The 15971-nt window shown below is 63.8% G+C and carries 15 protein-coding genes and 1 pseudogene; 13 read left to right on the forward strand and 3 right to left on the reverse strand.

The window, feature by feature from the left end; translation table 11 throughout:
* Positions 1–166 (reverse strand): annotated as a pseudogene (locus tag NE850_RS26610) (2-methylcitrate synthase); the annotation flags it as partial.
* A gap of 222 nt (positions 167–388) precedes the next feature.
* Here NE850_RS26610 and prpR point away from each other — a divergent pair.
* The 3 genes from prpR (at position 389) to NE850_RS26625 (ending at position 4470) form a co-directional block, all read left to right on the forward strand.
* The gene (gene prpR, locus NE850_RS26615; protein WP_007176478.1) at positions 389–2350 is read left to right on the forward strand and encodes a propionate catabolism operon regulatory protein PrpR; all 1962 of its coding nucleotides are present in this window, start codon (positions 389–391) and stop codon (positions 2348–2350) included.
* Between the two features lie 295 nt (positions 2351–2645).
* Entirely contained in the window at positions 2646–4004 is a 1359-nt protein-coding gene (locus NE850_RS26620; protein ID WP_165187960.1) for an MFS transporter, read from the forward strand.
* Between the two features lie 139 nt (positions 4005–4143).
* Complete coding sequence (locus NE850_RS26625) at positions 4144–4470, forward strand: hypothetical protein (protein ID WP_007176476.1); 327 nt, start codon at positions 4144–4146, stop codon at positions 4468–4470.
* Positions 4471–4532: 62 nt separating this feature from the next.
* On the opposite strand, the gene NE850_RS26630 is transcribed toward NE850_RS26625, so the two are convergent.
* Positions 4533–5258, reverse strand: a complete 726-nt coding sequence (locus NE850_RS26630) for a haloacid dehalogenase type II (RefSeq protein WP_007176475.1) — start codon at positions 5256–5258, stop codon at positions 4533–4535.
* 333 nt (positions 5259–5591) lie between these two features.
* Between NE850_RS26630 and NE850_RS26635 the strand changes: the two genes are divergently transcribed.
* From NE850_RS26635 to NE850_RS26680, 10 genes are all read left to right on the forward strand, one after another.
* Positions 5592–6950 carry an MFS transporter gene (locus tag NE850_RS26635; RefSeq protein ID WP_310699611.1) on the forward strand — a complete coding sequence of 453 codons (1359 nt, stop codon included), beginning with the start codon at positions 5592–5594 and terminating at the stop codon, positions 6948–6950.
* A gap of 57 nt (positions 6951–7007) precedes the next feature.
* Complete coding sequence (locus NE850_RS26640; protein ID WP_007176473.1) at positions 7008–8225, forward strand: acyl-CoA dehydrogenase family protein; 1218 nt, start codon at positions 7008–7010, stop codon at positions 8223–8225.
* 23 nt (positions 8226–8248) lie between these two features.
* The gene (gene hpaC, locus NE850_RS26645) at positions 8249–8800 is read left to right on the forward strand and encodes a 4-hydroxyphenylacetate 3-monooxygenase, reductase component (protein ID WP_007176472.1); all 552 of its coding nucleotides are present in this window, start codon (positions 8249–8251) and stop codon (positions 8798–8800) included.
* A 2-nt stretch (positions 8801–8802) separates the two neighbouring features.
* Positions 8803–9510 carry an EthD family reductase gene (locus tag NE850_RS26650; RefSeq protein WP_007176471.1) on the forward strand — a complete coding sequence of 236 codons (708 nt, stop codon included), beginning with the start codon at positions 8803–8805 and terminating at the stop codon, positions 9508–9510.
* Positions 9511–9538: 28 nt separating this feature from the next.
* On the forward strand, positions 9539–10489 hold the full coding sequence (locus NE850_RS26655) for a LysR family transcriptional regulator (RefSeq protein WP_007176470.1): 951 nt from the start codon (positions 9539–9541) through the stop codon (positions 10487–10489).
* Between the two features lie 20 nt (positions 10490–10509).
* Positions 10510–11409, forward strand: coding sequence for a LysR family transcriptional regulator (locus NE850_RS26660; RefSeq protein WP_007176469.1), 900 nt, complete (start codon positions 10510–10512; stop codon positions 11407–11409).
* Positions 11410–11533: 124 nt separating this feature from the next.
* The gene (locus NE850_RS26665) at positions 11534–12856 is read left to right on the forward strand and encodes an MFS transporter (protein WP_310699612.1); all 1323 of its coding nucleotides are present in this window, start codon (positions 11534–11536) and stop codon (positions 12854–12856) included.
* 99 nt (positions 12857–12955) lie between these two features.
* Positions 12956–14005: an amidohydrolase family protein gene (locus NE850_RS26670; protein WP_007176467.1), complete on the forward strand. Its 1050-nt coding sequence runs from the start codon at positions 12956–12958 to the stop codon at positions 14003–14005.
* Positions 14002–14670: an RraA family protein gene (locus NE850_RS26675; RefSeq protein ID WP_007176466.1), complete on the forward strand. Its 669-nt coding sequence runs from the start codon at positions 14002–14004 to the stop codon at positions 14668–14670. The genes NE850_RS26670 and NE850_RS26675 overlap by 4 nt, the downstream gene beginning before the upstream one ends.
* An 11-nt stretch (positions 14671–14681) precedes the next feature.
* Positions 14682–15080, forward strand: a complete 399-nt coding sequence (locus tag NE850_RS26680) for a hypothetical protein (RefSeq protein WP_007176465.1) — start codon at positions 14682–14684, stop codon at positions 15078–15080.
* A gap of 24 nt (positions 15081–15104) precedes the next feature.
* On the opposite strand, the gene NE850_RS26685 is transcribed toward NE850_RS26680, so the two are convergent.
* Positions 15105–15959 (reverse strand): helix-turn-helix domain-containing protein, encoded by an 855-nt coding sequence (locus tag NE850_RS26685; RefSeq protein ID WP_007176464.1) that lies wholly within the window; start codon positions 15957–15959, stop codon positions 15105–15107.
* Positions 15960–15971 lie beyond the last annotated feature (12 nt).

Here is a 15971-nt window from a genome sequence, read left to right on the forward strand (position 1 = left end):
AGGCGCTGGCGATATCGAGAATGTCGTAGCCGCGGTAGTGCAGGTCGTTGCCGGTCTTGCCGACCGTACAAAGGGCCGTGTTGCCCGCCGTCACGCCCGACAGGGCGACGGATTTTTTCGGTTTGAACGCGCCCGTGTTCGGCGTGCTGTTATCTGCTTCGCTCATGACTGTCTCCAGATTCCAGATGTATGGGGGATGCTTCACCGGGCCTTAAAACGCAAAGAACGGGCCAGCCGCCCGAGTGCGCGCTAAGTGCCTGATTTAACAAAAGACTCCCGGCCTCGCCGGATCGCCATCGATTTCACAAGTGAAATGCTGATTTCAAATTAGAAATGGATGCGCGCATAATAGACGGACATTTCCAGCCCCGCCGCGAGCCGCCCCGCCTTGAGCACACCTCTTTTCGAAACCGCCCAGCGTCCCCGCATCTGGGCGCTCAGCATCAGCCGCCTGCGCGATCTGTTTTTCGATATCGCCGGCGAATATGTGGAACGCGCGGACCTGCGCATCGTCGCGCACGGTTTCGAAGACGCCGTGCGCGAAGTGGAAGCCGCGGGCACGGGTCGTCCCGATGTCGTGATTGCCGGCGGCTCGAACGGCGCGTATCTGAAGACGCGCGTCTCAGTGCCAGTCGTGCTGATCGGCCCGACCGGTTTCGACGTGATGCACGCGCTCGCTCGCGCGCGCCGCGACGGCGCGAAGGTCGCACTCGTCACGCACGGCAACACGCCCGACGAAGTGCTGCGCTTCTCGGCAGCCTATGCACTCGACGTCACGTTCGCTTCCTATCAATCGGCGCAGGACGCGGAGAGCGTCGTGCTCGATCTGCGCGATCGCGGCATCGACGTGGTGGTCGGCCCCGGACTCGTCACGGATCTGGCCGCGAATGCCGGCATGGGCGCGGTGTTTCTCTACTCGCGCGCCTCGGTGCGCGCGGCTTTCGATACGGCGCTCGAAGTCGCCCAGGCCACACGGCGGGAAACGGTTCGGCGTCAACGGCTCGACAATCTGCTGCAGCATCTGCGCGACGGCGTCGTCGCGCTCGACGCGCAAGGGCGGGTCGAAGCGATGAACCAGCGCCTTGCGAGCGTGCTCGGCCTAGATGCGGCGAATGCGGTGGGCCGCGTGCTGCTCGAACTCGCGCCCGATCTCGCGGGCAGCCTGCCGGACGCGGACGGCGACACGTTCTGCACGGTACGCGGCGCGAGCTATGTCGTGCATCGCGGGCCGCTTGCCAGCACCGGCTCGGCGGCGGGCACCGTGCTGACGTTTCAGGAATCGCGCGCGGTGGAACGGCTCGACCGGACCTTGCGTTCGCGCCAGCGTGTGCAGCAGTTCAGCGCGCGTTACCGGCTCGCCGATATCGTCGGCGCGTCCGAATCGATCGAACGGGTGCGCACGCTCGTCAAACGCTATGCCCGCTCGGACGCCACCGTGTTGATCCTCGGCGAAAGCGGCACGGGCAAGGAGATGGTCGCGCAGAGCATGCATCAGCTGAGCGCGCGGCGCGACTTCGCGTTCGTCGCGATCAATTGCGGCGCGTTTCCCGAGGCGCTGCTGGAGAGCGAACTGTTCGGCTACGAGGAAGGCGCGTTCACCGGCGCGCGCAAGGGCGGCAAGGCGGGGCTGATCGAAGTGGCACACCGCGGCACGCTGTTTCTGGATGAAATCGGCGAGATGCCGCTGTCGTTGCAAAGCCGGCTTCTGCGCGTGCTGCAGGAGCGCGAAGTCGTGCGGCTCGGTTCGACCGAGCCCACGCGGGTCGACATTCGCGTGGTCGCGGCGACGCATCGCGCGTTGACCGAGGGCATCGAAGCAGGGAGCTTTCGCGCCGATCTCTACTACCGTCTCAACATTCTGAGCATCGCGCTGCCGCCGCTGCGCGAGCGGCCGACCGATCTGCTGCCGCTCGCCGTCGAACTGCTGCTGCAAGCCGCGGCGCGTGAACCGAGGCTCGCCGCGCGTTTGCCCGACGCGGCCGCCGCCGAACACCTGCTCGCCGCACTCGATGAACCGTTCAGACGTTACGCGTGGCCCGGCAACGTGCGCGAATTGCAGAACGTGATCGAACGGATCGCCGTGGAACTCGCCGACGCGGACGCGGTTCCCGAAGACACTACGGAAGCCGCTTTCACACGCGACATGTTGCGCACGGTCGCGCCTGAAATCGTCGGGCCCCACGCGCGCGGCAGGAAAGCCGCGCTATCCCTGCGCGAGCGCAGCCGTCACGTGGAAGCTGACGAAATCCGCGCCGCGCTCGCCGCGCACGACGGCGACCGCGACGCGGTCTGTAAGGCGCTCGGCATCAGCAAGACGACGCTATGGCGGAAGCTGAACGCTACACAATAGGTAGGCAATAGGTAGGCGCTGCGCTTGCGGACCATACGCTCGCGCGCGAGAACACCGGCGGCGAATACTCGCGGGCAGGCGGCGTGAGGTTCGAGGGCATCCACGAGAGTGTCGGGTAATCCCGCGTTGACCCTTCGTTGTCGAATTACTTACAGTTCGATGTTTGTTCGAATAAAGAATCACGGTTCTACATACGAACAAACTAGAAACGGAAATCAAATGACGACCGGCTCGCCCGCGCAATGGCCGCTCGTTACGGCGGGCCTTTCCGTATTCCGCAGCCAGGAGACACATCATGAGTCGCAGTCACGCTGTGAACGTTCAGACCTTCATCAACGACCATCCGTTTTCGCCGTTCCAGTGGCTCGTCTTCTTCATGTGTTTCATCATTGTCCTGCTGGACGGTTTTGACACGGCCGCGATCGGCTTCATTGCGCCTTCGCTGATCGCCGAATGGGGCATCACAAGGCCGACACTCGCGCCTGTGCTGAGTGCGGCGCTGTTCGGTCTTGCCTGCGGCGCGCTCGGCTCGGGACCACTGTCCGACCGGCTCGGACGGCGCTCCATGCTGCTCGGCGCCGTGCTGCTGTTCGGCGTGGCGTGCCTCGGTTCGGCCTTCTCGAACAGCATCGAACAATTGACCGCGCTGCGCTTCATCACCGGTGTCGGTCTCGGCGCGGCCATGCCGAACGCCGTGACGATGATGGGCGAATACTGCCCGGATCGTCGCCGCGCGACGGTGATCAATCTGATGTTCTGCGGCTTTCCGCTGGGTGCCGCGTTCGGCGGATTTCTCGCGGCGTGGATGATTCCGCATTTCGGCTGGCGAAGCGTGCTGCTGCTCGGCGGCATTACTCCGCTGTTGCTTCTGGTCGTGCTGGTAATCCAGATGCCGGAGTCGGTGCGCTACATGGTGGCCAATAGCCAGCCGGTCGAACGGATTCGCGCGGCGCTCTCGCGCATTTCGGCCGAAGCCGCGCAAGCGGGCGCCTTCATCATGACCGAAACCGCGCCGCAAACCGGCGGCAAGGGCGTGGCCGTGGTGCTGTCGCGCTCGTACATCATCGGCTCGGTGATGCTGTGGGTTGCCTATTTCATGGGCCTCGTCATCTTCTACGCGTCGATCAACTGGATGCCGATCCTGCTGAAAGACGCAGGACTCACGCCGCAACGCGCGACGCTGATTTCCGCGCTGTTCCCGCTCGGCGGCGTGGGCGCGGTGCTGTGCGGCGTGCTGATGGACCGCTTCAACGCGAACCGGATCATTGCGGCCTGCTATGCGTTGACGGCCGTGAGCGTGTATTTCATCGGCCAGGCGGTAGGCAACGTGGGCGCGCTCGTGTTCATCGTATTCGTGGCCGGCGTGTTGATGAACACCGCGCAATCGTCGATGCCGGCGCTCGCCGCCGCGTTCTATCCGACCGAAGGCCGCGGCACGGGCGTGGCGTGGATGCTCGGCATTGGACGCTTCGGCGGCATTGCGGGTTCGTTCCTCGTGGCCGAACTTACGCGCCGCCATTTCACCTTCGCGGGCATCTTCGCGATGGTCGCGGCGGCGGGTCTGATTGCGTGCGTGGCGTTGCTGATCAAGCAGGCGGCACGGCCACATGTGGCGAACGTGAGCGCGTCGAAGACCGAGTCGTTTGGACATTGAACGCCCGAGCGGGCCGTGCGTGAAAAAACGCTGCACGTGAGTTCCCGATAAACTACGGCGTTGTCGACCCGTTCGGTTGCCGCGGTGGTGGATGCCAGCGCTTTCGCACCGTTGCTCATCTAACCACAGGATTCAGGGAATGAAACGCGTAGTTGTATCCGCGCTGCTTGCGGTGTGCCTCGCGCAACCGGCCGCTCGAGCCGTTGCGCAAACCGTCAGCGATCAGTGCTTTGCAATCGGCGATATCGCCGGTCAGGTGGCCTCGTGGCGCGCGCACAAAAAGACCCGGACACAAGCGCTCGATCAGGCGGCCCGCTATTACAAGGATGCGGCGGACCGTCAGGCGGTCAACGCCATCATCGAAAAGATCTACAGCCCGGACGCGCCGCACATGACGCCGGATCAGGCCAGCATGGCGTTCACGTCGGACTGCGTGAAGCATAAAGCACAGGCACCCACGCAGTAGCGCCCGCATCAACCACCGCTCGCGAGAACCGGTGCGCCGCAGCGCTGATTCCGGCTCGCTCGCTACTTGGGCTGCAAAGCCTGCTGATGCGCTTTCACCAGTTCGGCCATGCTATTGAAGCGGAAATCGACTTTCGGCTGCGAACCCGGATCCATCGTCGCGCCGAAGCCCTGCTTCGCGTGCCGCCGATAAATCCAGCACGACGCCAGGCCGAACGCGTTCGCCGGCTGGTGGTCGTGGAACAGGCTCTCGGCCGTGTGCAGAATCTTCTCTTTGGCCACGCCCCGTTCGCCCAGCTTTTCCAGCATGTACTCGAAATTGCGCGGCGACGGCTTGTATGAACCGACATCTTCGGCCGTGAAGATCGCGTCGAATTCGACCTGCAATTTCGCGTTGCTATAAGCAAAGCTTTCATTGTCGACGTTCGACAGAATCACGAGCTTGTAATGCCGCTTCAGGTATTGCAACGCCGCGGCCGAATCGTCGAACGCCGGCCAGTTCTGAATGAACTTGCCGTACGCCACGCAATCGGCGAGCGTGTACGGCACCTGCCACTCCTCCGCGAGACGCTTGTAGACGATCGGCAGCAGTTCCCGATAACGCCGCGCAGGCGTGTACTTCTGCTGCGACGATTCATGCCGTGCGTGCGCTTCGAGCACCTGATCACGCGTGAGGGGCGGTTCGACACGTGCGAGGAGCGGCCGCAAACCTTCGAAAATGCCGGTTTCCCAGTCGATCAACGTCCCGTAGCAGTCGAAGGTCAGCGTATCGAAGTCGGTCAGTTGCATTCCAGTTCCCTCCGTGATTCGCAGGATAGGACCACACAGTGTAGTGGCATGGCCTGCGCATGGCCAAATCTCAGTTGCCCGAACGAAAGCCCACAGCATTGGCGTTCCGAAGAAACGCAACCGCCGCCGTCGCCCCGATAGCCCCGATAGCCCTAGCGAAATAGCGTAACCGTCATGCATACGATTCATGACGGCCATTTTTGGCCCGAATTTGACCGCGTTTTTTCACGGTCCTATCGTTCGACATGCCTGCCGGGCTCGTCTCGCCGCTCCAGCCGAACAACGAACATGGCGAGAACGCGCGACCCTCCACATCGTGACCCTCCACCTGCCATGAACTCTGACGCGACAGCCGCTCTGACACCCCTGCCCGCAATCCGGCCCACTAGCAAGGTTCGTCGCGCAGTGACGACCGCCGTGCTCGGTCAGGTGCTCGAATGGTACGATTTTTTTCTCTACGGCACCGCCGCCGCGCTCGTGTTCGGCAAGCTGTTCTTTCCGGTGGGCAGCGATCCGTTGACCGGCACGATCGCGGCATTCGGCGGCTTTACGGTGGGCTTCATCGCGCGGCCCATCGGCGGCGTGTTGTGCGGCCATATCGGCGACCGCTACGGCCGCAAGACGGTCATGATGCTGACGCTGCTCGTCATGGGCACGGCCACCGTCTGCATGGGCCTTCTGCCGACCTATCAGCAAATCGGCCTCGCGGCGCCCGTCATGCTGGTGCTGCTGCGCATTCTGCAAGGCCTCGCCGCCGGCGGCGAATGGAGCGGCAGCATCCTGCTGATCCACGAAAACGCGCCGGCCGCGAGACGCGGCGCCCTTGCGGCCTGGAGTCCGTGCGGCGCGGCGTTCGGCTTCGTGCTGTCCACCGCCGCGTTTCTTCTCGTGCAAACGCTCTCGCCCGCCGACTTTCACAGCTGGGGCTGGCGCGTGCCGTTCCTCTGCAGCGCCGTGCTGGTCGCGCTCGGCCTGTGGATGCGCCGCTCCGTCGACGAAAGCGCGGAGTTCGCCGAAGTCAAGGCCACGCACCGCGACGCCCGCATGCCGATCGTCGAAGTGCTGCGCCAATGCCCGCGTCAGGTGTTGACGGTGTTCGGCCTGCGCTTCGGTGAAGGCGCCGCCTCGTACATCTTCTTCGCCTTCTCGATTGCGTATGGCCAGTTCATCGGCCTCAAATCGAGCTGGATGCTCGGCGGTCTGACCGTGTCGATGCTGCTGATGATCCCCGTGTCCCTGTTGATGGGGCGCCTCACGGACCGGATCGGCCGCAAGCCGGTCTATCTCGCCGGTGCGGTGGCGATGGTGCTGGTCGCCTACCCGTATTTCGCGTTGCTCGGCTCCGGCGTGCTGTGGAAAGTCATTACGGCGCTCGTACTCGCCAACAGCATCACGCTCGGCATTCTCGAAGGCGCACAGCCTGCTTTCATCAGCGAGTTGCTGCCTGTGCATCTGCGTTTCTCAGGGCTCGGTATCGGCCGCGAGATTTCGTCGGTACTCGGCGGCGGACTCTCGCCGATGGTGGCGACCGCGCTGCTCGCGCATTACCGCAGCGCCGCGCCGGTGGCTATTTATCTCGTCGTACTCGGTTTGATCACGGTACTCGCCACCTGTTTCGCACCGGAGACCTTTCCCAAAGCACTGCGGCTTCAGGCCAGGACCAAAGAGCACGCCGGGCAGGAAAGCGTCTGACGCCCCGTCGACACCGCTTCGTTCGAACTCATTCACTCCAATTCTCAAGCCGTCACCATGCAAAGCCTTCCGATGAGCAGTCATTCGACCTACGCCTACGAGCCTCATGCAATCGGTCACACGGACTCGTATCCCGACTACGCGGGCCCGATCACGCTCGATGCGCTGATCGGCGAGATCGAACGCCGCCGCGACGAGTTCGATCAACTCTCGCATGTGCCGCGCGACATGATCGCGAAGATGAAGCGCGCGGGCATCTTTCGCGCAAGCACGCCGCAACGTTTCGGCGGCGACGCGCTGCCGCCCGCGCAATTCCTGCGGATACTCGAACGCATTGCGCTCGCCGACGGCTCCGCAGCCTGGGTCGCCGCGTTCGGCTCGGCGAACACCTATCTCGCCGCGCTGCCGATCGAAACACAACAGCAGATCTACGCCACCGGCCCCGATCAGGTTTTCTCGGGTGGCCTCTATCCGCTGCAACCCGCGAACCCGGCGCCGGGCGGCTTCCTGGTCAGCGGGCAATGGCGCTTCGCGAGCGGCTGCAAAGGCGCCGACTGGATCGGCGTCGGCATTGGCGGCACGCCCGCCAACGCCGGCGGAGCGGCTGCGGGCAAGCCGTTTACCGCGGTGCTCCCCGCGCATGAGGTCGAGATCGTCGAAAACTGGAACGTGGTCGGCATGCAGGGAACCGGCAGCCACGATCTGCGGCTGCGTGAAAAATTCGTCGATGCACAATGGACCTTCGTACGCGGCGGCGCGGCGCTGATCGACGAACCGCTCTACCGCTACCCGGCTATCGCCTATCAGGCCCAGGTGCACGCCGCCGTGAATATCGGTCTCGCGCGAGCGGCACTCGATCTGCTCACGGGCATGTCCGGCTCGACCAAAACCACGACCGGCGCACCGCGCCTCGCCGATCGCGGCTATTACCGCTCGGGCCTCGCGAAAGCGGAGGCCAGTTGGCGCAGCGCCCGCGCGTTCTTCTACGAATCGGCCGAAACCGCGTGGCAGACGATTATCGACGGCGATGCCGTCTCGCAGGAGCAGGCCAATCTGTTGCGCCTCAGCGCGACACACGCCGCGCAGGTCGGCGCCGAAGTGGTGATGCAGGCCTATCAGATGGCGGGCATCGCTGCGATCTATCGCGAGAGCCGGCTGCAGCGTCTCGTGCGCGATTCGATCGTCGTGACGCAGCATGCGTTTCTGGGCGAAGGCACCTATGACGCGTCCGGCGCGTTGTTCGCCGGCGTGCCGCCGGTCACGCCTTTTCCGTAAGGTAGCACGCCCCGCCTCGCGCAATGCAGAAGGAAAACAACGTGACGATCGAAGACACCAGAAAACGTTTCCGCGACGCGATGGCGTGCCTGCCGGCCGCCGTCAACATCATCACCACGGATGGCCCCGGCGGCCGCTGCGGCATCACCGCAAGCGCGGTGTGCTCGGTAACGGACGCGCCTCCCACCATGCTCGTCTGTATCAATCAGGCCAGCTACGTGCATGACGTACTGCATCGCAACCGCAGCGTGTGCATCAATGTGCTTGCCGCGGAGTGCCAGGAGCTCGCGCGCGATTTTGCCGGCATGACAGCGTGCTCGATGGACGAGCGCTTCGGGCGCCACGCATGGACGGCAGGCGCGTCGTCGGCGCCGGTGCTGGAAGATGCGATCGTCAGTCTCGAAGGCGAGATCGTCGACATCAAGCAGGTCGGCTCGCACTCGGTCATGTTCGCGCAGATCCGCCACATCGCGTTGCGCCCGGATGGCGACGGTCTCATCTATTTCGGGCGGCAGTTTCATCGCCTGATACGGCCGCAGGCTACAGCGCCGCTTGCCGCGCAAGCATCGAGGTGAGCGTGGAAGTCTGCCTCTTTCTGATTGGCCACGGTGCGCCTGCGAGTGAGGCGAGGTCTACCGACCTGTCGCGATTCGAAGCGGCATCGCAAGGCATTGAGGGATTGCGCCGTTTTGCGATCCACGTGCCTGCGCAAGCGGACGACTGCGATCCTTTGTCGAAGACCGACGCCTCCGCATGCCCCCGCTGCGTGCTGCAATGGTATTTCGACGACCTCGAACTGCTCGAACAAACGCTGCAACCAGGGCACGCGATGCACGACCTGGCAGACGGTTCGTCGAACAACGGTCTCACCTTCACGCAGCAGGTCATGGCGGTCAGGACGTTCGCCACCCCGGATCCGGCCGGCCCTGGCACCCGCGCCGAACGCTGCACGTACCTCGTCAGCTATGAAGGCGAAGCGCAGGACTTCAACGCGTGGCTCACGCATTACCTCGCGCATCACTCCCCGCTGATGGCGCAATTGCCCGGCATTCGCGAGCTCGAAATCTACACGCGGCTCGATTACCGGTCAGGTCTGCGCATCGGGCGCGCCACGGCCATGCAACGCAACAAGGTCGTCTTCGACGATCCTGCGGCGCTGGCCGCTGCGCTCGCGTCGCCCATTCGCGCCAGCATGAAGCAGGACTTCATCGCCTTTCCGCCGTACAACGGCGCGACACTGCATTTCCCTATGCGTAGCATTTACGGTAATCTGAAACCCAAATAAACGCCCTCCCTCGCCGCGATCGAACCTCATGAGCAAGTCGCACCCCGGCATTACGGACTTGAACCTGCTGCGTGTGTTTCTGGCCATCTCCGATCTGCGCAGCCTGACCGCCGCCGGGGAGCGTCTTGGACTCACGCAACCTGCGGTCAGCCATGCGTTGCGCCGGCTGCGGGCCTTGTTCGACGACCCGCTCTTCGTGCGAACGCCCACCGGCATGGTTCCCACCGACGCCGCGTTGCGCCTGCACGCGCCGCTTACGCAGGCGTTCAGCATCATCAATGTCGCGGTCCAGCAAATCGCGAGGTTCGACCCCGCCACGGCACAACGCGTGTTTCGTGTGTCCATGTCGGATATGTCGGAGTTCTATTTCCTGCCGCCGCTTCTTTCAATGCTCGACCGCAACGCACGCGGCATTCGCCTGGAAATCGCGAATGTCTCCGTCGACTCGGTGAGCTCGGCCATGCGCAGCGGCGAGATCGATCTCGCGCTCGGCTATGTGCCCGGTCTCGATCCCGGTTGCGTGAGCAAGACGCTCTTCGTCGACGAACATGTTTGCGTGGTGCGCGCCGGCCACCCGCTGCGCAAGCAGAAGCCTACCAAGGAGGATCTCGCGAACCTGCGTTACGTCTATGCGAGCACCAACGCAACCGGCCACCGGATGGTCGAACAGTGGCTGGAGGAACTCAATCTGCGCCGTGATATCGTGCTGCGCCTGCCGCATTTCGTGGTGGCGCCGGAGATCGTTCAGCATACCGACCTCGCGGTGATTTTCCCGCGAAGTATCGCGCAGCGCTTCAACCGCAATAAGGCCTTTCGCATTCTGCCTTTGCCGTTCGCGCTGCCGCCCATTGAAATCCAGGTTCACTCGCACTCGCAATTTTCGGCGGACCCGGGCATTGCCTGGCTGCTCGAAGCGATCTACGACATGTTCCATCAACCCACGGTTAGCGCGGAAACGGCCGGCCCCGTACTGCGATAGGCACGGACGAAAGAACCCATATGAACCTCAGGGCCCTGCAGTGTTTCGTGATTCTCGCGGAGGAACTCAATTTCAGCCGCGCCGCCGAGCGCCTGCATATCGCACAGCCCGCGCTGAGCCAGCAGATCCGTTCGCTCGAAGAGCGACTAGGCACGCAGCTGGTCGATCGGGCAAGACGCCCGCTGAGCCTCACCGAGGCCGGCCACTATCTGTGCAGCGAGGCGCGCCAGATACTCGGCACGCTGGAGCAGATGACGGTCGTCGCGCAGGAAATAGGCATTGGCCGGCGTGGCTGGCTGAGCATCGGCTTCACACGTTCGTCGATGTACAGCGTGCTGCCACCGGCGCTCAAAGCGTTTCACGAGGCGTTTCCGCAGGTCGAGCTCAAGCTCTTCGAAATGCTGACCGAAGAACAGACCGACGCGCTGCGCGACATGCGCATTCACATCGGCATTGGCCGGCAACCGCTGGCGGTTGAAGGCTGCACGTCGTATCCACTGCTGAGCGAGTGCGTCATGGCCGCGCTCGAACCCGGCCACCCGCTTGCCGCACACAAGAAGGTGCGCATTGCCGATCTCGCCGATACCCCGTTGATTCTTTATCCGAAGCATCAGAACGCGCAGTTCAAACGCTCGGTGCTGTCGCTCTACCGCGATGCGGGCATCACCCCGGTCGTCGCGCACGAAGCATATGAAATCCAGACCGCGATTGCATTGGTGGCCGCGGGCCTGGGCGTGACGTTCATCGGCGAATCGGTGGCGCGGCACGGGCGCACCGACGTGGCTTTCCGCCATCTCACCGGACCGGGCTCGTCGTATCGCTCCACACTCGCGGCCACCTTCCGCACCGACGACCCGTCGCCTCATCTGCGGGCGTTTCTGGCTTGTCTCCCCGCGCCGCTGCCGAACGCCACACTATAAGCAAAAAATTATAGAAGCATAAGCAAGCGGTCTTGGACTCCCTGCGCGCACGTTCTTATCATTGACCCACACATGATTAGAACGCGGCCACGGCTACGGCCGTCGCAGCAAGGTAGGAGACAGGATGACCGCGATCAACGAAGCCGTAACCATGCGAAAAGTCTACGGGCGCCTGATGCCCCTGCTCTTCGCGATGATGTTCTTCAACTATCTCGACCGGATCAATATCGGTTTCGCCGCGCTGGACATGAACAAACAGCTCGGTTTCAGTCCGGCCGTGTTCGGCTTCGCGGGCAGCATCTTCTTTGTCGGCTACATGGTACTGGAAGTGCCGAGCAACCTGTTGTTGCATCGCGTCGGCGCACGCCGCTGGATCGCACGCATACTGCTCACGTGGGGCGCGGTCGCCGCCGTCACGGCGTTCGTATTCAACGATTCGAGCTTCTACGTGCTGCGCTTTCTGCTCGGCGTCATGGAAGCGGGTTTTCTGCCGGGCGTCGCGGTCTATCTGACGAAATGGTTTCCCGTACGCTACCGCGCGCGTGCGGTGGGCGGCTATATCATTGCCGGTTCGTTTTCGGCAGTGCTGGGCGGTCCCATTTCCACCGCGTTGATGACCTACGCGAACGGCATTTTCGGCTTGCAGGGCTGGCAATGGATGTTCATCCTCGAAGGCGTGCCGGCCATGCTGCTCGGTCTGCTGACGCTGCGCATCATGACCGAGCGTCCCGCCGACGCCGACTGGCTGTCCGGCGACGAAAAGCGCTGGCTCGAATCGACGCTCGCCGCCGAGCGCGAAGCGGTGGGCGGTAACGCGCATTTCCCGCTGCTGCGCGTGGCGGGCGACATCCGCGTATGGAGTCTTGCCTGCCTGTTCGGTTGTGCGCTGGTCGGCATTTATGGCCTCTTTCTGTGGCTGCCGCAGATCGTCAAGAGTCTCGGCCACCTGACCAATCTCGAAGTCGGCTTTCTGTCAGCCGCGCCGCCTTTGCTAGGCGTGCTGGGCACGTTCCTGATCAGCCGCAGTTCCGATCGCACCGGCGATCGCAAGAAGCACCTCGCATTCGTGTACGGCATGAGCGCGCTGGCCATTGCCGGCAGCGCGTACGCGCCGAACCCCGTGATCGCTTATGCGCTGCTGTGCGTGACCGGTTTGTTCATCTATGCGGGCAATCCGCTGTTCTGGAGCCTCGCGTCCTCATTCAGAACCGGCGCGGCAGGCGCCGCGACGATCGCGCTGATCAACACCATCGCGCAATTCGGCGGCCTGGTCGGCCCGTGGAGCATCGGTCTCGTGCGCAATGCCACCGGCAACTTCAAGCTGGCCTTGCTGACGATCGCAGCCTTTCTGGTCGTCGCGACGATCATCGCGCTGGTCATGCGAGTCACGCCCGCGGAGGACGAAGCGCGCTCCCTCGCCACCGGCGACGCCGCTCCGCGCGCCTGAGAAACGGCGCGACCGGACAGACAGGTTGAAACGACAGCGGACTGAATCCGCGCGTGCATCACATGCACGCGCAACGACAACTTACAGGATTTGCACACCATGATCATCGATTGCCACGGTCACTACACGACCGCACCACCCGCGCACGAAGCCTGGCGCGATCAGCAGATCGCCGCGCTCAGGGACGGCGGCACGCCACCACCCCGCCCTGTCATTAGAGACGACGAGATTCGCGAGAGCATCGAAACCGGCCAGTTGCGGATTCAGCGCGAACGTGGGACCGACCTCACGATTTTCTCGCCGCGCGCGGCCGGCATGGGCCATCACCTTGCCACCGCCGAAGCCAACGCACGCTGGTCGAGCGAATGCAACGACCTCGTGCACCGCGTGTGCGGCCTTTTTCCGCGCAACTTCGTCGGCGTGTGCCAGTTGCCGCAGGCGCCCGGCGTGCCGCCTGCGAACTGCATCGCCGAATTGCGGCGCTGTGTCGAAGAGCTCGGTTTTATCGGCTGCAATCTGAATCCGGATCCGTCGGGCGGCCACTGGTCCGGCTTGCCGCTCACGGACCGCTCCTGGTATCCGCTCTATGAAGCGATGGTGGAGCTCGACGTGCCGGCGATGATCCACGTCTCCTCGTCGTGCAATCCGAATTTCCATGCGACGGGCGCGCATTACATCAACGGCGACACGTCGGCGTTCATGCAGTTGCTGCAGGGCGATCTGTTCGCCGACTTTCCCACGCTGCGCTTCGTCATTCCTCATGGCGGCGGCGCCGTGCCGTACCACTGGGGGCGCTATCGTGGACTCGCGCAGGACATGAAGCGCCCGTTGCTTACCGAATACCTGCTGAACAACGTGTTCTTCGACACCTGCGTCTATCACCAGCCCGGCACCGAACTGCTCGCCAAGGTCATTCCGGTCGGCAACATCCTGTTCGCGTCGGAAACCATCGGCGCGGTGCAGGGCATCGATCCGGAGACCGGCCACTATTACGACGACACGCGCCGCTATATCGACGCCATCGAATGGCTCAGCGACGCGGACCGCCAGCGTATCTACGAAGACAACGCGCGCGCCGTGTATGCGCGGCTCTCGCGGCAAATCGATCGACAACTCGCTACACCGGCAACTCAAGGGGCAACGGTATGAATCCAATCGGATGGCGCGAATACGAGTCCGCGCCGCAGGCCAACCCGGCCACACTCGAAGCATTGCGTGAACTCGCGGTCTCGCTGCTGAGCGACAACATGGCGCGCGCGAGCGGCATGGTGGGCTTGCGGCCCTATCATCAGCCAAGAGCGATGGCCGGCACCGCCGTCACGGTTCACACGCGGCCGGGCGACAACCTCGCGATTCATCGCGCGTTCGACTTTTGCCGGCCCGGCGACGTGCTCGTGATCGACGGCGCGGGCGAACTCACACAGGCGCTGATGGGCGAGATCATGGCCAGCTTCGCGGAAAGTCTCGGCGTGCAGGGTCTCGTGATCGACGGCGCGATACGCGATGTCGGCGCGCTGCGCCAGCGCGATTTTCCAGTGTACGCGCGCGGTGTGACGCATCGTGGCCCGTACAAGAACGGACCGGGGGAAATCAACGTGCCGGTCACGGTCGGCGGCACGGTGGTGCATCCTGGCGATATCATTGTCGGCGACGAAGACGGCCTGCTCGCCATCGCCCCCGCCGACGTGGAAGCGGTGATCGCGGGCGCGCGTCGCCAGCATGCGAAAGAAACGGCGGCGTTAAAGTCGATTGCCGACGGCAGGTTCGACCGCTCATGGGTCGTTCCGCACCGGCAACGGATGATGAACAACTGATCGCGGACCTCATGGCGCAATACCTGAACACGGCAACTTTCCTCGAACTCGCGCGCGCTGCGCAGACGCGCGCCGCCGCGCCCTGCTCGTGCACGAAAACACCGCTGGAAGGCTGGCAATCGCAACCTCTGTCGCTCGATGAAACGCAGTTCGAGGAAATCGGCACGTTGTTGCGGGAGGACGATCCGGAGCCGACGTTCAGCGAGTATCTGCCGGGTAAGACCACTTACTGGGCAGCGGACGCGCCTATCGCACCGAGATACTTTCCGTATAACCGGTGCGCCGTGTGGCAATGCTCGTTGTGCGGGCGGCTTTATCTGCGTTACGTGGAAGGCGGCGGGTATTTCGTCGACCGAAGGATTCGCGCGGTGCAGGCGGCGCTGATCGAAGACGTGCCCTTAGAAGCGTGATGAGGGCGGCGAAACGCGCGCCGCCTAGTGCCCCGGCTTCAACGCCGCATACGCGCCCGGCGTGATGCCATACGCGCGCTTGAACAAGCGGTTGAGATGGCTTTGATCGTAGAAGCCCACAGCCGCGGCGGCCGTCGCCGCATTGTGGCCCGCCGCGAGCATCCGCTTCGCCGCCAGCAGCCGCACCTGCGTCGCGTACGCGTGCGGCGGCAACCCGAACGCCTTGCAGAAAGCGCGCGTGAGGTAATAGCGGCTCAGGCCGACCAGTTCCGCCAGTTCGTCGACGGAGATATCCCGCTCGTAATTGGCGGCGACGTACTCGCGCACCTGCTCCATCTTGCGTGCCTCGCGCCGCGGTTCGACCGGCTCCTCGCCTGAACGCCCATAGCGCCCGACCAGCATGCCCATCGCGGCCCACCAGTTCGCCTGACGCTCCATCAGCGAGACGGAGCCCTGTTCATCCAGGCTGGCATGCGCCTTGACCAGCAGGCCCGCGAGGTGCGGGTCCTGGTAGAGCCCCGGCGGAATCAGCAGCGGCTTGTCGGCGCGTGCGTCGGGAGAGAAGACCGCGCTGAGCGCGCCAAGACCTTCCATGTCCAGATAGATGGCGCGATAAATCCATTCGCGGCCTTCCCAGACCTCACCGCTATGGTATTCGCCGGGCCCGAAAACCAGCACGCTGCCGGGTCCGGCAATCTCGCTGCCGGCGCGTGTATGACATTGGCCCGCGCCGGCCTCCGTCATGACAATGACGAGTTCGTCGTGCAGATGCCGGTCGAACTTGTGATTGCCGTAACGGGCGCTCGCGAGACACGCGCCGTCCAACGCGCCGTCGCGCCAGCACACCACTTCCGGCTCGCATTTATCCGATGTCTCCATAGTTCGCGCTCC

Origin of the sequence: Paraburkholderia sp. USG1, assembly GCF_031570135.1 — a bacterium.
Lineage (GTDB): Bacteria > Pseudomonadota > Gammaproteobacteria > Burkholderiales > Burkholderiaceae > Paraburkholderia > Paraburkholderia dioscoreae.

What these genes read in the sequence shown, in the direction of transcription:
- NE850_RS26660 (WP_007176469.1), top strand. Translation starts at nt 10,510, where the DNA reads ATGAACCTCAGGGCCCTGCAGTGTTTCGTGATTCTCGCGGAGGAACTC.
- NE850_RS26655 (WP_007176470.1), top strand. Translation starts at nt 9,539, where the DNA reads ATGAGCAAGTCGCACCCCGGCATTACGGACTTGAACCTGCTGCGTGTG.
- NE850_RS26620 (WP_165187960.1), top strand. Translation starts at nt 2,646, where the DNA reads ATGAGTCGCAGTCACGCTGTGAACGTTCAGACCTTCATCAACGACCAT.
- NE850_RS26635 (WP_310699611.1), top strand. Translation starts at nt 5,592, where the DNA reads ATGAACTCTGACGCGACAGCCGCTCTGACACCCCTGCCCGCAATCCGG.
- NE850_RS26640 (WP_007176473.1), top strand. Translation starts at nt 7,008, where the DNA reads ATGCAAAGCCTTCCGATGAGCAGTCATTCGACCTACGCCTACGAGCCT.
- NE850_RS26680 (WP_007176465.1), top strand. Translation starts at nt 14,682, where the DNA reads ATGGCGCAATACCTGAACACGGCAACTTTCCTCGAACTCGCGCGCGCT.
- NE850_RS26670 (WP_007176467.1), top strand. Translation starts at nt 12,956, where the DNA reads ATGATCATCGATTGCCACGGTCACTACACGACCGCACCACCCGCGCAC.
- NE850_RS26675 (WP_007176466.1), top strand. Translation starts at nt 14,002, where the DNA reads ATGAATCCAATCGGATGGCGCGAATACGAGTCCGCGCCGCAGGCCAAC.
- hpaC (WP_007176472.1), top strand. Translation starts at nt 8,249, where the DNA reads ATGCAGAAGGAAAACAACGTGACGATCGAAGACACCAGAAAACGTTTC.
- NE850_RS26625 (WP_007176476.1), top strand. Translation starts at nt 4,144, where the DNA reads ATGAAACGCGTAGTTGTATCCGCGCTGCTTGCGGTGTGCCTCGCGCAA.
- NE850_RS26630 (WP_007176475.1), bottom strand. Translation starts at nt 5,258, where the DNA reads ATGCAACTGACCGACTTCGATACGCTGACCTTCGACTGCTACGGGACG.
- NE850_RS26685 (WP_007176464.1), bottom strand. Translation starts at nt 15,959, where the DNA reads ATGGAGACATCGGATAAATGCGAGCCGGAAGTGGTGTGCTGGCGCGAC.
- NE850_RS26665 (WP_310699612.1), top strand. Translation starts at nt 11,534, where the DNA reads ATGACCGCGATCAACGAAGCCGTAACCATGCGAAAAGTCTACGGGCGC.